Here is a 17,338-nt window from a genome sequence, read left to right as displayed (position 1 = left end):
GGGCCGCCGGCTCGCGCCAGAACTCGTTAGGTCCGCTTCAGATCCTCGACCAGCACCGCCGCGGCGTGGCGCGCTAGCGCCTGGGTCGGAGCGTTGGTATTGCCGCTGGTGATGTTCGGCATGATCGAGGCATCGATTACCCGGAGGCCGTCGACCCCGCGGACCCTGAGCCTTGCGTCGACCACCGCTCGCGCATCCTCGCCCATCCGGCAGGTGCCGACCGGGTGCCACATCGTCGTCACGACACGCTTCACCCATTCGCCGATCTCCGCATCCGACTGGATGTGCGGGCCGGGATCCATCTCTTCCTCGATCACCGGCGCCAACGACTCCTGGGCCATGACCTTGCGGATCGCGCGCACTGATTCCACCGCGGCCCTCAGGTCTTCCCTTTCGCCGATGAAGTTCGGATGGATGAGGGGCATCGACGTCGGGTCGCTGTCGGCCAACCGCACCCAGCCGCGGCTCTTGGGCTGAAGCACCACGAGTTCGAAAGTGATGCCCGAGCGGTCGCCCGCCGGGCCGAGTTGCTCGGTCAAGACGATAGGAGCGTGATAGCATTGGATCGTGGGTTCGGCGGTGAAGTCGGACGGATTCCAGTGAGTCACCGTCTCGATGCCATTGCCCGACGCCGGGCCATCCTTGGTGACGAGATAACGCAGGCCCGCCTTCACGCTACCGAGGCCCTGCGCGGCAGCCTGATAGCCGAGATCACCCTTCACATAGACACGGACCGGCACCATCGGGTGGTCCTGGAGATTTTCGCCCACTTCCGGAGAGTCGACGATCACCGCAATACCATGCTGTCGCAGCTGCTCGGCTGGCCCGATGCTAGAGTGCATCAGGATCGTCGGGCTATGGACAGCGCCAGCCGACAGCACAACTTCGTCGGCCGTGATCCTCTTCCGGCTCGTGTCCACGAACTCAACGCCGACAGCCCGCTTGTTCTCGATGAGGATGCGAACGACGGTCGTGCCGGTGAGAAGGGTTACGCGGCCCGAGGTGAGGTGCGGACGCAGATAAGCGTCGACCGCGCTGCACCGGCGCTGATCTCCGACCGTCGACTGCACCGGCGAGACGCCGATCTGGCTCTTGCCGTTATAGTCGGGATTATAGGGAACCCCATATTCCTGGAATGCCTTGAGGCAATATTGGTTCAGCTTATTGATGCCCTTGGGCAACTGGACCGCCAGGCCACCATCTATGCCGTGATATTCGTCGTGGAAGGTGTCGTTGTCTTCCTGCGCCATGAAGACGGGAAGCAGGTCTTCATACGACCATTTGCCGGTGTCGCCGACCGCGTCCTGCCACGCGGCGAAATCACGTCTCTGACCACGGACGTAGCACATCGCGTTGATCGAGGAGCCGCCGCCGAGTACCTTGCCTGAGCGATATGCTCGCTTGGTGCCGTGCTGGGGAACCGTCTCGTATTTCCAGACATGCCGGTCGTGGGCCAGCAGTTTGGCGAAGCCGGCTGGAATGTGGATGAACGGATCACGATCCGTGTCGCCCGCTTCAATCAGCGCGATCGACGCATCGGTGTGTTCGGCGAGATAACTCGCGACAACGCAGCCGGCCGCGCCCGCGCCAACAATGACAATATCGTAGGCATCCTTGGACATCCGTGCCCTTTTCCTTCACAATATGTGTATCGTTCAATCAACATCCGTCGCTGACGCAGCGCCATCGCGGCTCCTGATCCTGAGATTGATTGGACCATGCTTTTGGAGAGTGACCTTGCAGCTCCGGCGAGGGAAATCACCTCTCGCCATAGAGTCGATAGACGATCGTTATTATCGCTCCCCGAGGTCGCCCTGGCGGCCTTCGCCTCACTGGCATCGGTGACGTACCAGAGCTGCGTCGCAGTTTCGCAAGACGAGCTCTCGCGCTCGACGAAGCGAAAAACACGGTCCGCGTGTCACACCGGCCGCTGCCGCGCCGTCACGACATGGGCCAACACTGCCTCCGTCGCCTAGCTGATCCGAACCCCGCACATACCCGCGATGATCGCGACCGAGACAACGGCGCTTATTGCGACGCCCGCGCCCCAAAGACGATTTGCGGCGCGTCGATCGACGCCATGCGCGATCAGCACCACCCGCAATCCCGACGCGAGATGGCTTAGGACAAAAAACACGCCGAGCGCGTAATGAGGCAACAGGCGGATATTCCATGCGTCATGAATGAGGCCGGTCGGGGCTCCGATCGCGAAATTCCAATCGGTCGGTATACCGAAAAAGCCACGAGCGTAGATGAAAACCGAATTCATGTGCCCGAGGATGTACAGCGAGAGGTAGGCCCCAGAGGCGACCTGAAATGTCCGATGGGAGCCCTGCGGAGCGGCGCTCCAACGCCATGCCAGAAACAGGCCGGTGCCGGTCTGGAAAAGCATGGCTGCGACCAACAGCGGTTCACCCACGTCAGAGCGGTAGACAACGCGGCCGATCTTCATGACGGCCGCATGTGCGTCGGGGCCGATCAACCGAAACAAGTGATTGGCCAGATGAAACGCCACGTATAGGCACAAGACCGCCGCCGTCATTCCGTGGAGAATGCGCCACCGCTCCACGGCCGGCTGCGTTGCGGCGGCGGGATTGCCGGCGGTCTGTGACCAAATCGCGATTGCGAGCCAAAGCACGCACCACACGAGTTCGTCGGGGATCGGGCTATGAATCAAAGCCTGAACGACGCCAAGAAAGACAAAGAGCGTCGGGGTCGCCACGCCGGCATAGGCGAGCCGCCGCGCCCCTGGATCGACGTCGGACCGGCAAGCGAGCGCGATCGCGAGAAACGGCACGACGAACGCCACGGCCAGGATCAAGATCGCGGCGACAATTGCGAGAGGCGAAAGCGTTGCGGCCTGCGTGTCGATGACGGCATGAAAGGCGCGGAGTAGAAAGGGGTAGCAAACGGCCGCCGCCGCGGGAGCCAGCGCCAAATAGTCGAAGCGCGGCCCAATCACGGCGTTTCGGTCCCGCGGCTGAGCAAACGCGTTCATCTTAGACCCATTGAATATCAGCCACCCGATCCGGCGAGGGCTTGCGCCGTATTAGCCCTCCGCCATCGGCGCTATCAAGAATGATCCCGGCCCCAGCCCCTAGCGCACGGGTTTGTGACGGACGGCTGCAGACGAACATCGGCGACGTCTCGACGACGCCATCGCAGATTTCAGCCAGCTGCACGCCTGCCCAATTCCGGACGCATCGCGACCGACTCCTCCGGCGCGTTCAGGACTGACGTCGTGAGCAGGACAGCGGCAGCGAGGACCCAGTAGTACCAGGCGTCGAGCCCCGCGAATTTGAAGGCAAACGGTGCGATGACAAAGACCACCCCGACGGCGCGATCGACCCAAAGGTGCAGCCAGTAGGGAATGATGCGGGCGAGCCCGGTGGGATGGTCGGTCAGGGCGGCCAAGAGCAGCGCGGCCACACCGACGACAACCGAAAGCTCCACTGCAACCGGTCCGCTTTGGCCGAGCTTCAGCACGAACGGCGCTGCGATCAAGACGATCGCGACAGGATAATCGATCAGGTAGGCGTGGATAGACTTGGTGATGAAGCGAAACGACATCGAAGACTCCTCTGCTTGGTTACTCGAGCGGGTCCTTGCGACGTGGAAAATGCATCCACCCAAGAGGGCGATTTCGCGACCCTGTGATGGCAAGCACTCCGTCACGGCCAGCCCGGTTAGACGAGCAGTAAGGGTACGCCGGCACGCCAACCATTAGAAATGCCCGGTCGTTATTGTTTCCATTCCACTCGCCCGGCGCCATGGAAGCGCGTTAGTTTGGCACGTCGACCGCGAGTGTCCGAGGGCGGTGCTTCAGTGTCCGACTGTCGAGGTTAGGGAAGGCTTGGGAAGACACCATTGTTCGCTTCGTGCGTAGCGCATTCGGGTGGCTTTTGTACCGGCCGCAGTGACCGCATGCGCGCCGCATGCTCTCCCCGGACGCATTCCACGATTTCACGCTGTCCGAGCGACGACCGACCAGTCGCGAAGCCGCGTGACCTTGACGAAAGCGTCCAGCGCCGGCGAGTAGCGACGCCCCTGCACAGCCAATAGCCGCACCTCCCGCGAGACTGGGTCGCCTTCGAGCGGAATGGTCTTGAGCGTCGGAAGGCGCGGCATGTGCTCGGGCGCGAGTATCACGCCGAAGCCAGCGGCGGCCATGTGCTGCAGGTGCAAGTCGTGACCGCTGCAGTGGCCGAGGTTAGGCGGTTCCTCGGAGAAATACGACTGCTGGATCTTAGGGGCGACGTCGCAGTCGGTACGTTCCAGTAAGACGGTCTCACGGAGGTCGTCAATGCTGATCGAGGGACGGTTTGCGAGCCGGTGTGTCGGCGCGAGAACCACGACGTAGCGTTCCTCGAACAGCGACCAGTCATCGACGCGGGCGGGTACGTCCTGCACGTCCCCGACCATTGCGGCGTTGATCTCCCCTTCAAGCAAAAGGTCGACGAGCTTCTCCGCCACGCCCTCGCGCAGCTCGACGTGAAGTCCAGGGATGAAGTTTGCGATCTTCGCGATCGGATCGAGGACGAGCGAGGCCGAGATGGATGGGGCGAGGCCGATCTTCAGTGGCGCGACGTCCTTGCGTTGAAACTCCTGGGCTCGGCGACGCACTGCCTCTGCCGAGGCCAGTGTGCGCTCCAGCATCGGAAGGACTTCCTTTCCAAGATCGGTGAGTTGGGTCAGCTGGCGTTCGCGGTAGATCAACTGGCCGCCGAGTTCCTGCTCGAGCTTCTGCACCCCCTTGGTCAGGGCGGGCTGCGTGACATTGCATTGTTCGGCGGCGCGGGTGAAGTTGAGTGTGGACGCGACGGCAAGGAAGTAGCGAACCTGATGAAGCTCCATGGATTGTTCTCCATCAAGTTGCTGCGAGCCTGGGGAGGTTGATGAACCGATGCCCGTTGCGGCCGGGATGCACAAAGCGATCGATTAATGCGCGCATTATAACCTCGCGCGCCTGGGAAGGCGGTTTTCCGACGAGAGCCTCGTTGGGCGCATTTTGATGGCTTGGAGGGCTGCGGTCGATTGCGCGGAGGTACTGTGAGGTTCGCTTGTCGCTGCCTATGCTAAGCGATCGCTTAGAAGTGAGGGCGTAAACCTCGCGCCCCGAATCCGTTAGTCGGATGGGCACCTAAGGGAGGGAGCCAGCGGTGCAGCAAAATGCGGTAGACGCAATTTGCGAGTAGATGGCGCCCTCGCAGGAAAACACTGAGGACATGCCTTTCCGGCTCAGGGGTTCTGCGGCTGCTCTAGTCTTATATTGAGAAGGTCCGCCATCCGGCTGAGCTCGGGAAGCGAACGTGCCTTCATCTTCCGCATCAGGTTCACGCGATGCACCTTCACCGTGGATTCGGCGATGCCGATATCGTTGGCAATCTGCTTGTTTAGGCGACCGGCCACGACGCCGAGCATAACTTGACGCTCGCGGGAGCTGAGGATGTCGAAACGCTCCTTGAGCGCAGCCAATGCGCTATCACTCTCTCGACGGGCACGATCGCCAGCGAGGCCAGCCTCGATGGCGTCAAGCAGATCCTGATCACGGAATGGCTTTGTAAGGAACTCTATTGCACCGCCCTTCATCGCTTGCACGGTCATCGGCACGTCGGCGTGCGCCGTGATGAAGATGATTGGCACTTGCCTGTTTGCGGCGACAAGGTCGCGCTGAAGCTCAAGACCACTTCGCCCCGGCATTCTCACGTCGAGCACCAGGCAAGTGGGACCGTCCGGCGGATCGGCCTTGAGAAACTCGGGAACAGACGAAAATTGTCGGGCAGGTAAGCCGACTGTCCGCAACAGCCGCACGACCGAGTCGCGAAACTCGGGATCGTCATCGATAACCAAGACACAGGGATTTGCCTCACCCATTCTCGGCATCCTGCGTGAGGAAGCACATTTCCCCCTAATCCGACGTCACTCTACGTACAATTATTCAAGATGAACAGGTCTCTTTTGCCTAAGCGGATAGCCGGAAGCCTAAGCCATCGCTTACGGGCGCGGTCATTGCATTATTGGGGAATGTCCCGGACACTAGAAATTGCATGCAGGCGCGAGGTTTGCCGCCAGTGTAGTGGAGCGAGGAAGGCGCCTGGAACCGGCGATGTTGAACCGAACACTGATAGCCATCGTCGACGATGATCAGCTCTATCGTGAGTCAATGCGAAAGCTCGTGGTGTTAATGGGCTACACTGTCGAGGCGTTTCCGTCAGCAGCCGATTTCCTGGCGTCACGCTTTTTGCCGGAAACCGCCTGCTTGATCGCCGACGTTCACATGCCTGGAATGACTGGAGTCGAGTTGCACAGGCATTTGGTCGATGCAGGGTACGCGATCCCGACGATCCTCGTTACCGCCTACCCCGATGAGGTCGTCAGGGATCGGGCTCTAAAGGACGGGATTGCTTGCTACCTCAGCAAGCCAGTGGACGACGACCATCTCGAGCGATGCCTGCGTTCGGCTCTGCAGCCGGGTACGCCGATTGAAGACAATTCATGAGTCGTCGTCCGCTGGCAGCGTGAACTGAAATACGGCGCCGCGAGATTCGTTCGCTTCCGCCCACAACTTGCCCCCATGAGCATGGATAATGGAGCGGCATATCGACAACCCCATCCCTGTTCCACTGGACTTCGTGGTGTAGAAGGCGTCGAAGACTCGATCGAGATGCTGCGCATCAATGCCGGGCCCAGAATCGCGTACGGCTACGAGGACGCCTGCCTGATCCTGCTCGATGCTGATCAATAGCTCTCTTGCCCCTTCCTCAACCGAGCCCATCGCTTCAGCCGCGTTCAGAATCAAGTTCAGCATGACCTGTTGCAGCTGAACGCAATCCCCCATAACCGGAAGCAGTCCATCTGCAAGCCGAGTTTGGACCGAAACGCCATTCCTGTGGATCACACTTTGCGCCAGTACAATCACTTCGTTGATCGCCGTATTAAGATCAAAGCGTTCCTTTCGCAGAGGCGCTTTCTTGATGTGATCACGCATCCGTCCGACGATATCCCTGGCTCGGTCCGTGTCCCTGACAACGCAAGCGAGCGCTTCCCTGGTCTCATCCAGATTTGGCGGATTCATTTCCAAAAAGCGCATCCCTGCACGGGCGTTGTTACGAGCGGTAGCGATCGGATGCAGAATTTCGTGAGACAGCGAGGCGGCCAATTCTCCCATCATGCTCACGCGGTTCATGTGGGTGAAATCCAACTCGAGCTGGCGCAGCTTTTCATGTTCGTCCTGTGCTCGCCTTCGTTCCGTCACATCGACGGTTGTGGTGATAACCTCAGCCAGCGTGTCCCGGGGCGAAAACACATGATAGCTGGTTCCTTCGACCCACTTGATTGTTCCATCAGGTAGGAGGAGTCTGAACTCGGCCATGAAATCTCTTTTCTGGTGCACGGCCTCCTGAACCGCTCCCCACACTCTGTCGCGGTCCTCCGGGTGAATGCGTTCCCACATGCTTTGTCGACTTGGAAGGCCCTGCAGCGGATCAAACCCCCAGATCCTGTAACTCTCGTCCGACCAATAGAGGTAACGCATCGTTGTCGCGTTGTAGATCCAATTGCCAGTGCGGCTGAGTCTCTGTGCTTGGCTAAGCGCTTCCTCGACGCGCTTGCGCTCGGTCAGATCGAGGACGAACGCAAGGCCCTGGTCACCTCCTTCCTTGAACAACGCGGCGCCAACAAGCACAGGCACGCGGCTGCCGTCTTTCCGAAAGTATTCCTGCTCGAAGGGCTGAAGCCTTCCAGTTGAGTTCAGTTCTTCCCAGGCACGTTTGTCGAGCTCGCGCCACTCCGGCGGGGTCAGCCCAGTCCGGTGCAGGCGACCCCAGACCAGGTCCTCACGGTCATATCCCACGATGCGTAGAAACGCGTCATTGGCTTCTCGGATCCGCCCTTCGCGGTCGGCAATGAGGATCCCAATGATGTTGGCGTCGACCAAACGCCTAATCTTCCCTTCCCGATCCGCGAGGTCGTCATAAAGCCGCGAATTTTCGAGCGAGATTGCCGCCTGCGACGCAATTACCTTCAACACTGTGACGCGGTCAGGTGTGAAAACGTGGGCCGTCAGGTTGTTTTCGAGGTAGAGTACACCGGCCAGTCTGCCCTGTTTGAGCAACGGCAGGCAGAGAATTGATCGGGCGTGATGCTGATGAATGTACTTATCGGCAGAAAACGGGTTCGCGGCTGCGGCATCATGGAGAAGAACGATCTCTTTCGTCCGGATCACGTACTGTAGCATGGACTCCGGCAGATCTGCAGCGGTTACACTTGCTTGTCGCTGACCGACGGTCACCGTATTATTGCTGGTCGTGGCTTCCGCCTCAATCCGATACCCAACACCTACCGCAAGGATCAACAGACCTCGCCCGGCACCCGCGTGCTCAATCGCTGTGCGCATCAGCGTGTCGATCAGCTTTTCTAGAACGATCTCGCCCGACACGGCTTGCGAGACTTTGATAACAGTAGCTAGATCCAGTTGTTCGACGGGTGCCCCGATCGTGCTTGTCCGGCCGGCAACCGGCTTTTCCTCCCTGAGGTGCGGAAACAACTCGTCGAGTTGGCGTACCTTTCCGTCGGCTCCCCAGCGGATGTATGCGTGCCGCGCGTCCCGCAGATAGGCATACGCGATTTTCTTGAACCCGCGTGCGGCATAAAAGCGTGCAGCGATTTCGTTGGCGAGCGCCTCGTTGTGGATAAAGCCGTGCGTGCGTGCCGAGTGGATAGCGTGCTCGTAAAGATGCTCGGCATCGAGCGCACGGCCTTCGATCCGGGCGATCTCCGCTCCGACCAGTGCGGCGCGGTTCTCGAAGTTGTCCGGGCAAGCCGTCGCCCAGACCTCGAGCTGTCGGTGGTGCGCGGCCAGTGCGTCGACAAGCTGCTGGCCGGCCGCTGCGGACTCGCAGGATGCCGCTTGGGAGAGTGCGCTATAGAAGTGATACTCTGCCGTTTCGAACATTGACGGCGATGTCCACAGCAGCCGTTGCGCCCGCGACGAGGCCTCAATGGCCGACGCATAGTCGCCGGCAAAGAAGCGCGCCTGCAGCTTGCGGACCCAGTACCAGCCCTCGGCTAGCGCCAGATCCGGGTTCCCGCAGAAACGGGACTCTAGTAAGAGTTCGTCAAACTGCCCATCGTCAAAGCAACCGAAAATCGGCGTCGAGCCGCGGAGTGTCCGAATCAGCCCAAGCTGGCCGGCGATGGAGTCAATCAAAAGACCGAACCGCATCTTCTCCGCAAACGCGAGACCACGCTCGGCTTCGCCTTGCACCTCATCGAGTGGATCGCCCGCCGCAAGAAGGTTCGTGTTCAGGTGGCTGCAGCAGTACGCCGCAAAAGTGAGGTCACCGATCTGGTTTGCCGTCTCAAACGCACGCCGCAGCAGATCACGACCTTCCCGGACATGTCTCGTCCAGGGCGTGACTAAACTTCCAAAGTTCAGATAGATCCTGGCCTGGAAGCGCTTTAGCCCGCGCTGTTCGACCAGTTCATAGCCGAGACGGCAGAATAGAAGTCCCGCCTGGTAGTCACCGAATTTCGGTCCAGCAAGCCTGCCAAGCACCGCATAGGCGTAGCACGAGCCGTCACAATTGCCACCCTCGAGGCTAAGATTGACTGCTCGACAGATGACCAGGGAAGCTAGGTTCGCATCCGTATGCCAGGCTGGCGGCCCGAGCTTCGTCAGGACATCGAGGGTCGCGAGCGATGCGGCATTGCTCATCAAAGGCAGATCAATGAGGCTTTCTATCGTGCGGGAGCCGAGTTGGGACCAGATCCGCTCATACTCGCGCCGAGCCTCGTCTTCCGTCGGGCGCGGCGACCAGTCAATGCCGAGGTGTCGGAGATAGTCGAGACCGACTGCGATCGCGCGGCTGGCCTGATCCAGGGTCAAGTAAAGATCCACCTGCAGGCACGTAACGCGGGCTCGTTCGATCGTCGTTGCGGCACGGGCCGACAGTACCGCCAGGCGCTGCTCGGCTTCCGCCAGTGCACCAGTGAGGAACTCACATTCGGCCCGGTGCAGCTCCAGCTCAAAGATCAGGTCGTGCTGGCGCTCCCAAGAGTCCCCTGGCAGCAGTGCTACGCCGGAGACCAGATAGTTCAGCGCCGAGGCATACGCTGTCGAGGTCTTGGCGCGTTTACCTGCAATGAAATTCAACTCTGCGACCCGCTCAAGCTCCTCAATTGACGTGATGAGATGCGAGCCGCGGTTGAGCTGATTGACAATTTCGAAGATCATCTCCTCCAGCTTCTCTGGAGGGGTCTTCGCTGCGAGCAGCATCCCTATTCGGAGATGGGCCTCGGCACGCGGTTCCTCCGAGATCAAGGAGTAGGCGGCTTCCTGGACACGGTCGTGGAGAAACTTGTAGGAATCTTCCGAACGAAAGATCAGCCCTGCTCGCGCCGCTTCCCAAAGCTGGCCATGCATCTCCTCCGCGGAGTCCTGGTAAACGATCCGCAACGTGGTGAACCCCGCATCGTTGCCCAGGCAGGCGAGCTTCTGCAATGCATTCCGCGTTTCGGCGGACAGGCGGTTCAGCCTCCCCACCATGAGGTCCACCACATTGTCGGTGTAACCTTGGGCGTGAATACGATTCAGGTCCCAGCACCATCGCGCCTCGCCATAATCGAAAGTGAGCAATGCTTCGTCGGCGAGAGCAGAAATGAACTGAATAGCGAAAAGCGGATTGCCGGTTGTCTTCTCGTGGATCAGCTGTGCCAGCGGCGTGATTCTCTCTGGTTCGCTGTGAACAGAATCCGCGATTAGTTGCCCCAAGTCGTCACGGGTTAGGGGTTCCAATACGATGTCTTGCAGTATCGCTCCAGCCTGGCGCATCGCTTCGAGCTTGCGCATCAGCGGGTGGATGGGATCGACTTCGTTGTCGCGGTAAGCGCCAATCAACAACAGGTTCTGCACATCCGGCCGGGTCAACAGATCCTCGAGCAGATCGAGCGTTGCTGCATCGAGCCATTGGAGATCGTCGAGGAACAGGGCGAGCGGATGTTCCGGCCGCGCGAATACGCTGATAAATCGCCGAAACACCAGCTGAAAGCGGCCCTGCGCATCCTGTGGCGGCAGCTCGGGGACCGGTGGCTGCTCGCCGATGATGTGCTTCAATTCCGGGACGAGATCAACAATGAGCCGACCGTTCGGTTCGAGCGCCTCGAGCAGCGCCTCCCGCCATTGCCGCAGCTCCGCTTCGGCCTTGCTCAAAAGCGGGCGGATCAGGCTCTGAAAGGCCTGCGCAAGGGTGGCGTAGGGGATGTCGCGCTTGTACTGATCAAACTTGCCCGATGCAAAAAGACCGCGGGGCGGAACAAGTGGCTTATGAAGCTCGTTGACGACCGCGGACTTGCCGATGCCGGAATATCCGGAAACCAGCACCAACTCCGGCCTGCCGCCGGCGACGACACGGTCGAAGGAGGCAAGCAGGGTATCGATCTCGGCTGTCCGGCCATACAATTTCTCGGGGATCAGAAGCCGGTCCGGAGTGTCGTGTTCCCCGGGCGGGAATTCGTCGATATCGCCTCGGGTTTCCCATTCAGCAAGGCAACGCCGTAGATCACTCTCGGCGCCTGCAGCCGTCTGGTAACGCTCCTCAGCAGTCTTGGCGAGCAGCTTCATAATGATCGCAGAGACGGAGCCTGGGAGGTTTTTTAACCGCTCGCTGGGCGGCGCCGGCGGTCTTGCGATATGGCAGTGAACCCATTCCATTGGATCGGCCGCCGTGAAGGGCAAAACGCCCGTGAGCATCTGGTAAAGCGTAACGCCGAGGGCGTAGAGATCGCTGCGGGCGTCGACCGAGCGGTTCATCCGCCCGGTTTGTTCGGGTGCCATGTAGGCAAGCGTACCGGCGATGGTCTCGGGCGGCTCGGGCGCCTGCCGCTCGCGGGACAGGCGCGACGCGATGCCAAACCCGGTGAGCCGCACGTGTCCATCCGCGCGGTCCACCACAATATTAGCTGGCTTGATGTCTTTGTGGATGAGCCCGCGCTAATGAAGCTTGCCCAGAGCCGAGGTAACCGCGATAGCCAGGCGCAGGAAGCGTCCGACCTCCATGGGCCCACCGAGCAAACGGTCGAGCGGCTCGCCGCCCGGATCATCGAGCACCAGCACGGTCCGACCGGCGTCGCGCATGAGGGCCAGCGGCCGCGCCGCCCATGCCCCGTCGAGCTCATCTTTCAGTTCGTATTCGTGCGTGAGGCGATCGAGTCTTGTCCGGGACGGGTGGTCGGCGGCGGGGGCAACAAGCAGCACGGCGACCCGGTTGCCGTTGTCGTCCAGTCGCCAGCCACGGCTGAACACGCGCTCGCCGTCCTCCCACAACACCTGAGAGCTACCGTCCGAGTACGCGACGTTCAGCGACTGCTTCACCATCTGTCAGACTCCGGCGTCGGACTTCGGCTTGAAGTCGGCTGATCAAGCTCTTCGTTGCCACACGCGCGGCCTCTCTCCAGCCTGGAGAAATCGTACTCTATCGCCCGAGAAATGCCAGCCGTCGGCCTTGCCGGCTACGGCGACCGCGGATCCTCCTTCATTTTAGCAGCAATTTGGAGCGATTTTGCCCGCCCTGACCCGGCGAGGCCGTGCACCTTTCGAGACGCGGGTTCCGCGCTCCTCAGGGTAACGGAGATAGTCTTCCCGCTTCCTCGCGCATCGGCGTCACCGCTACTCACTCCGCCGCGGCCGCGATCCTCTGGGTCGGCTTGCCCTCGTTCCTGCCTTCCGCGAGGTTGCGCACCACCATGTAGAAGATCGGCGTGAAGATCAGGCCGAACAGCGTGACGCCGAGCATGCCGAAGAACACGGCGACGCCGACCGCCTGGCGCATCTCCGAGCCGGAACCGGTCGACACCACCAGCGGCAGCACGCCGAAGATGAAGGCGAACGAGGTCATCAGGATCGGACGCAGCCGCAGCCGGCAGGCCTCGATCACGGCCTCCAGCCGCGACCTGCCCTCCAGCTCGATGTCGCGCGCGAACTCGACGATCAGGATCGCGTTCTTGGCAGCCAGCCCCACCAGCACCACGAAGCCGATCTGGGTCAGGATGTTGACGTCCTGTCCCGTGATGCGCACGCCGATGGTGGCCGCGAACAGGCACATCGGCACGATCAGGATCACCGCGAACGGCAGCGTCCAGCTGCCGTATTGCGCGGCCAGCACCAGATAGACGAACAGCACGCAAATCGGGAACACGTAGAGGCCGGCATTGCCACCCGTCACCTGCTGATATGACAGATCGGTCCATTCGAAGGAAAAGCCGCTCGGCAATGTTTTGTCGGCCAGTTGTTTGATGGCATTGAGCGCTGTCGCCGAACTCACGCCGGGTGCCGGCTCACCCTGCAGCTCTGACGCCGAGTACAGATTGTAGCGCGCGACACGATCAGGTCCCGAGACGTCCTTGAAGTCCACGACGCTGCCGAGCATCACCATGTCGCCGGCCACGTTGCGGGTACGCAGCCGCGCGAGATCGGAAGTCTCCTTCCGGAATGGGAGATCTGCCTGGGCAGTGACGTGATAGGTCCGTCCGAACAGGTTGAAGTCGTTGACATAGGTCGAGCCGAAGTAAGTCTCGATCGTGTCGGTGATGTTGGCGATGGGAACGCCGAGCTTCTGCGCCTTGACGCGATCGATATCGACGAACAGCTGCGGCGTATTCGCCGTGAAAGGCGAGAACACCGAGGTCAGGTTCGGCGACTTCCGCGCGACGGCGACGAGCTCGCCGGTCGCGGCTGCGAGCAACTCGGGACCGCGCCCTTGTCGATCCTGGATGCGGATGGCAAAGCCGCCGCCGGTGCCGATGCCGGGCACGGCAGGCGGCGGAATGACGATGATGAATGCGCCCTGGACCACCGACAGCCGTTTGCGCAGATCGGCCGTGATCGCGCTGGCCGACAATCCCTTCTTCTGCCGTGCCTCCTGCTCGTCGAACACCGGGAACAACGCCGCGGCGTTGCCGGCCTGCGTGCGCGTCGCGCCGGAGAAGCCGCTGAACGCCCCAACACGGACGATACCTGGCGTATCCAGCGCAATCCGCTCGATTTCGCGCACCACCTCAGTGGTCCGCGCCAGCGACGCGGCGCCTGGCAATTGCACCGAGACGATGAGGTAACCGCGATCCTGCGCGGGAATAAAACCCTGCGAGGTGGTGGCGAGCAACCAGCCGGCGCTGCCGATCAGCGCGAGATAGATCACAAGCATCACCACTGTATGCCGGATCACGAACTCGGCGGCAGCCGCGTAGCCGTACGCCAGGCGATCGAAGATACGGTTGAACAGCACGGTGAAGCCGTCCCAGCCGCGCGCAATGATGTTCCAGCGCGCCGGCGGACGTTTCTCCTCGTGCGGAGTAAGTATCTGCGAGGCCAGCGCCGGCGACAGTGTCAGCGAGCAGAAGCAGGAAATCGCGGTCGCGACCGCGATGGTGACGGCGAATTGCTGGAAGAACTGTCCGGAAATGCCGCCCAGAAAGGCTGTCGGCACGAACACCGCGCAGAGCACCAGCGCGATCGAGACCAGCGCGCCGCCGACCTCTTCCATGGTCTTGAGCGCCGCCTCGCGCCGGCTCATACCGTGCTGGAGATGTCGCTCGACATTTTCGACAACCACGATGGCGTCGTCGACCACGATGCCGACCGCGAGAACCAAACCGAACAGCGTCAAATTATTGATCGAGAATCCGAGCGCGGCCATCACCGCGAAAGTGCCGACCAGCGACACCGGGATCGCAACGATCGGGATGATCGCGGGCCGCCATCCCTGCAAAAACACCAGCACTACGATGACGACGAGCGCCATCGCCTCGTAGACCGTCTTGACAAGCTCATGTACCGATTGGGCGATGAATTCGGTGGGGTTGTAGCCGATATTGTAGTCGAGCCCCTTCGGAAAACTCTCCTTCAGCTTCGCCATGGTGGTGGAGATTGCCCGCGCTGTGGCGAGCGCGTTCGATCCGGGCCGTTGCGTCACCACCATTGCAACGGCCGACTTGCGCAGTATGCGGCTGCTGGTGGCGTAGGACAGCGCACCGAGCTCGACGCGAGCGACGTCGCGCAGACGTACGGTTCGGCCGTCCGAACCGGCCTTCACCACGATGTCCTCGAACTGCCCGATGTCTTTGAGGCGGCCAGTGAAGACGAGGTTCGGCTGAAGTGCACGATCGGCGATCGGTGGCTCCGCGATCTGTCCGCCGGTGATCTGCAGGTTCTGGGCGCGGATCGCCGCCAGCACCTCGCTCGATGTCAGACCGACATCAGCGATCCGGTCGGGATCGAGCCACAACCGCATGGAGTAGTCGCGGGCGCCGAACATCTGGATGTCACCGACGCCGTCGAGCCGCAAAAGCTGATCGCGGACCTGCAGCAGCGTGTAGTTGGAAATGTAGAGCTGATCGAACGTGTCGTCAGGCGACAGCACGAACACGGCCATCAGGATGTCAGGTGAGTTCTTGCGGGTGACAACGCCGTTGCGCTGCACCTCATCGGGTAGCCGCGGCTGCGCAATCGCGACGCGGTTCTGAACCAGCACCTGCGCCTTGTCGAGGTCGGTGCCGAGCTTGAAGGTGACGGTGATGGCGAGCTGGCCGTTCGAGGTCGCCTGGCTGTAGAGATACAGCATGTCCTCGACGCCGTTGATCTCCTGCTCGATCGGGGCGGCGACGGTGTCGGCTACGGTCTGCGCCGAGGCGCCCGGATATTGCGTGGTGACGGTAACAGTCGGCGGCACCGCCTGCGGATATTCCGAGACCGGCAGCGTCTGGTAGGCGATCGTGCCGACGATCAAAAGCACGATCGACAGCACCATCGCCAAGATGGGCTGGTTGATGGAAAGCTTTCCAAGATTCATGGCGTGGCACCTGCCGTAGCCTTGTCGCCTGCCGGCGCCTGCGCCATTTTCGGCGTCACCTTGGCGCCGACGCGGGCACGCTGCAGCCCGTCGACGATGACGTGATCCTCCGCCTTGAGACCCTCGCGAATCACGCGCAGCCCTTCATCGAGCGGCCCGAGCACCACCGGCCTTGCCTCCACTGTGTTGTCTTCCTTGACCACGAACACGATTTTGCGCGACTGGTCGGTGGCTATGGCAGCGTCCGGGATCAGCAGCGCCTCGTAGGGCGACGAGCCGATGATCCTGACGCGGCCAAATTGCCCCGGCAGGATCGAGAGATCCTTGTTCGGGACGATCGCGCGGCTGCGCAGCGTCGCGGTCGAGATGTCCAGCCGATTGTCGAGAAAGTCCATCTTCCCGTCATGCGAGGGCTTTCTCTCGCCGGTCAGCGCCACCTGCACGGGATTTGACGTATCGCGCGAACTCGGCCGCTTGCCTTCGAACCACAGCTTGCTGTTGCGCCGATAGGTCGCCTCGTCGACGTCGAAATAGATATAGATCGGATCGAGCGACACGATCGAGGTGAGCAACGTCGCTCCGCTATCGGCGCCCTGCACGAGGTTGCCGGGGGTCACCAGATGGCGACTGACGCGGCCGGTGATCGGCGCCAGCACGTGGGTGAATTCGACATTGAGCTGCGCGGCCTTCAGCGCACCCTCGGCCTGCGTCTCGGCCGCATAAGCCGCCTGCAAGGCCTGACGGCGCTGATCGACGACCTGTACGGAAACTGCGCTGGTCTGGACCAGGTTCAGCCCACGATCGAGTTCACGCTTGGCAAGCCCTGCCTTGGCCCGCGCGTCGTCGAGTTGGCCCTGGGCCTGCGAGGCGACCGCCTCGAACGGGCGCGGATCGATGATGTAGAGCAGATCGCCGGCATGGACGATCGCACCGTCCTTGAACTCGACACTGTTGACGAAGCCGCCGACGCGGGCGCGGACCTGGACCTCCTCGATCGCCTCGAAGCGACCGGTGAACTCGTCCCAGTCGGTGACCGTACGCTTGACCGGTTGCGCGACTGTCACCGGCGGCGGCGGAGACGCGGCCGCCTTGGTCCGACTGGCCTCGTCGTCAAATTGGAGTCGAACGCGCGCCAAAGCACTTCTCGTAATGTCAGCGCGCCCATGGCGCGACGATCTAGATTACATCGTTGCTTTGCATATCGACCCACTGCCTTCTTGATCTTCCATCATGTTCCGCCTGTCGATCGCGGAACCGAAAGTTCAGGTTCGACGATGCTTTGGAGAATGACCCTGCAACGCCGGCGACGGAAATCACCTCTCGCCATGGAGTCGATAAACGGTCGTTATTGCCGCTCGCCGCGCGAGCGTGACGCCGTGGCGAGGAATGCCACGATCCGCAGAGCACTCGAAACCGCGACGTTTTCATTCTGCAGAGGCTTTTAAGTCGCGCTCAGTCGCGGCGGCGTCGCCTCAGGCGTCAATAGTGTGAGGTCC

At 61.4% G+C, this 17,338-nt stretch carries 8 protein-coding genes and 1 pseudogene; 1 reads left to right on the top strand and 8 read right to left on the bottom strand.

The features are described 5' to 3' along the window. Positions 1-26: 26 nt before the first annotated feature. The 5 genes from AYJ54_RS41740 to AYJ54_RS41720 all read right to left on the bottom strand — a co-directional run bounded on the left by AYJ54_RS41740 (position 27) and on the right by AYJ54_RS41720 (position 5,874). Positions 27-1,622 carry a GMC family oxidoreductase gene (locus AYJ54_RS41740; RefSeq protein ID WP_063708294.1) on the bottom strand — a complete coding sequence of 532 codons (1,596 nt, stop codon included), beginning with the start codon at positions 1,620-1,622 and terminating at the stop codon, positions 27-29. 350 nt (positions 1,623-1,972) lie between these two features. Beyond that, complete coding sequence (locus tag AYJ54_RS41735) at positions 1,973-2,809, bottom strand: hypothetical protein (protein ID WP_245329286.1); 837 nt, start codon at positions 2,807-2,809, stop codon at positions 1,973-1,975. Positions 2,810-3,168: 359 nt separating this feature from the next. Continuing rightward, positions 3,169-3,570, bottom strand: a complete 402-nt coding sequence (locus AYJ54_RS41730) for an SPW repeat domain-containing protein (RefSeq protein WP_063708292.1) — start codon at positions 3,568-3,570, stop codon at positions 3,169-3,171. 393 nt (positions 3,571-3,963) lie between these two features. After that, a complete protein-coding gene (locus AYJ54_RS41725) occupies positions 3,964-4,854 on the bottom strand; it encodes a LysR family transcriptional regulator (RefSeq protein WP_063708291.1) in 891 nt (296 codons plus the stop codon). A gap of 384 nt (positions 4,855-5,238) precedes the next feature. Beyond that, positions 5,239-5,874, bottom strand: coding sequence for a response regulator transcription factor (locus AYJ54_RS41720; RefSeq protein ID WP_063708290.1), 636 nt, complete (start codon positions 5,872-5,874; stop codon positions 5,239-5,241). A gap of 232 nt (positions 5,875-6,106) precedes the next feature. Between AYJ54_RS41720 and AYJ54_RS41715 the strand changes: the two genes are divergently transcribed. Beyond that, positions 6,107-6,499 (top strand): response regulator transcription factor, encoded by a 393-nt coding sequence (locus tag AYJ54_RS41715; protein WP_063708357.1) that lies wholly within the window; start codon positions 6,107-6,109, stop codon positions 6,497-6,499. Here the strand turns inward: AYJ54_RS41715 and AYJ54_RS41710 are convergent. From AYJ54_RS41710 to AYJ54_RS41700, 3 genes and pseudogenes are all read right to left on the bottom strand, one after another. Next, a pseudogene (locus tag AYJ54_RS41710) lies at positions 6,494-12,373 on the bottom strand (ATP-binding sensor histidine kinase). The gene AYJ54_RS41715 and the pseudogene AYJ54_RS41710 overlap by 6 nt on opposite strands. Before the next feature lie 295 nt (positions 12,374-12,668). Next, positions 12,669-15,842 carry an efflux RND transporter permease subunit gene (locus AYJ54_RS41705; RefSeq protein WP_063708289.1) on the bottom strand — a complete coding sequence of 1,058 codons (3,174 nt, stop codon included), beginning with the start codon at positions 15,840-15,842 and terminating at the stop codon, positions 12,669-12,671. Continuing rightward, positions 15,839-16,978 carry an efflux RND transporter periplasmic adaptor subunit gene (locus AYJ54_RS41700; RefSeq protein ID WP_136624305.1) on the bottom strand — a complete coding sequence of 380 codons (1,140 nt, stop codon included), beginning with the start codon at positions 16,976-16,978 and terminating at the stop codon, positions 15,839-15,841. Before AYJ54_RS41700 ends, AYJ54_RS41705 begins: the two co-directional genes overlap by 4 nt. Positions 16,979-17,338 lie beyond the last annotated feature (360 nt).

The organism is Bradyrhizobium centrolobii, from assembly GCF_001641635.1.
GTDB classification, from domain to species: Bacteria; Pseudomonadota; Alphaproteobacteria; order Rhizobiales; family Xanthobacteraceae; genus Bradyrhizobium; species Bradyrhizobium centrolobii.
This window is presented reverse-complemented; position numbering and strand designations above follow the sequence as displayed.

Bases quoted from the DNA above. Each gene is read 5' to 3' on its own strand.
- AYJ54_RS41720 (WP_063708290.1), bottom strand. From the start codon at position 5,874: ATGGGTGAGGCAAATCCCTGTGTCTTGGTTATCGATGACGATCCCGAG.
- AYJ54_RS41705 (WP_063708289.1), bottom strand. From the start codon at position 15,842: ATGAATCTTGGAAAGCTTTCCATCAACCAGCCCATCTTGGCGATGGTG.
- AYJ54_RS41715 (WP_063708357.1), top strand. From the start codon at position 6,107: ATGTTGAACCGAACACTGATAGCCATCGTCGACGATGATCAGCTCTAT.
- AYJ54_RS41730 (WP_063708292.1), bottom strand. From the start codon at position 3,570: ATGTCGTTTCGCTTCATCACCAAGTCTATCCACGCCTACCTGATCGAT.
- AYJ54_RS41740 (WP_063708294.1), bottom strand. From the start codon at position 1,622: ATGTCCAAGGATGCCTACGATATTGTCATTGTTGGCGCGGGCGCGGCC.
- AYJ54_RS41725 (WP_063708291.1), bottom strand. From the start codon at position 4,854: ATGGAGCTTCATCAGGTTCGCTACTTCCTTGCCGTCGCGTCCACACTC.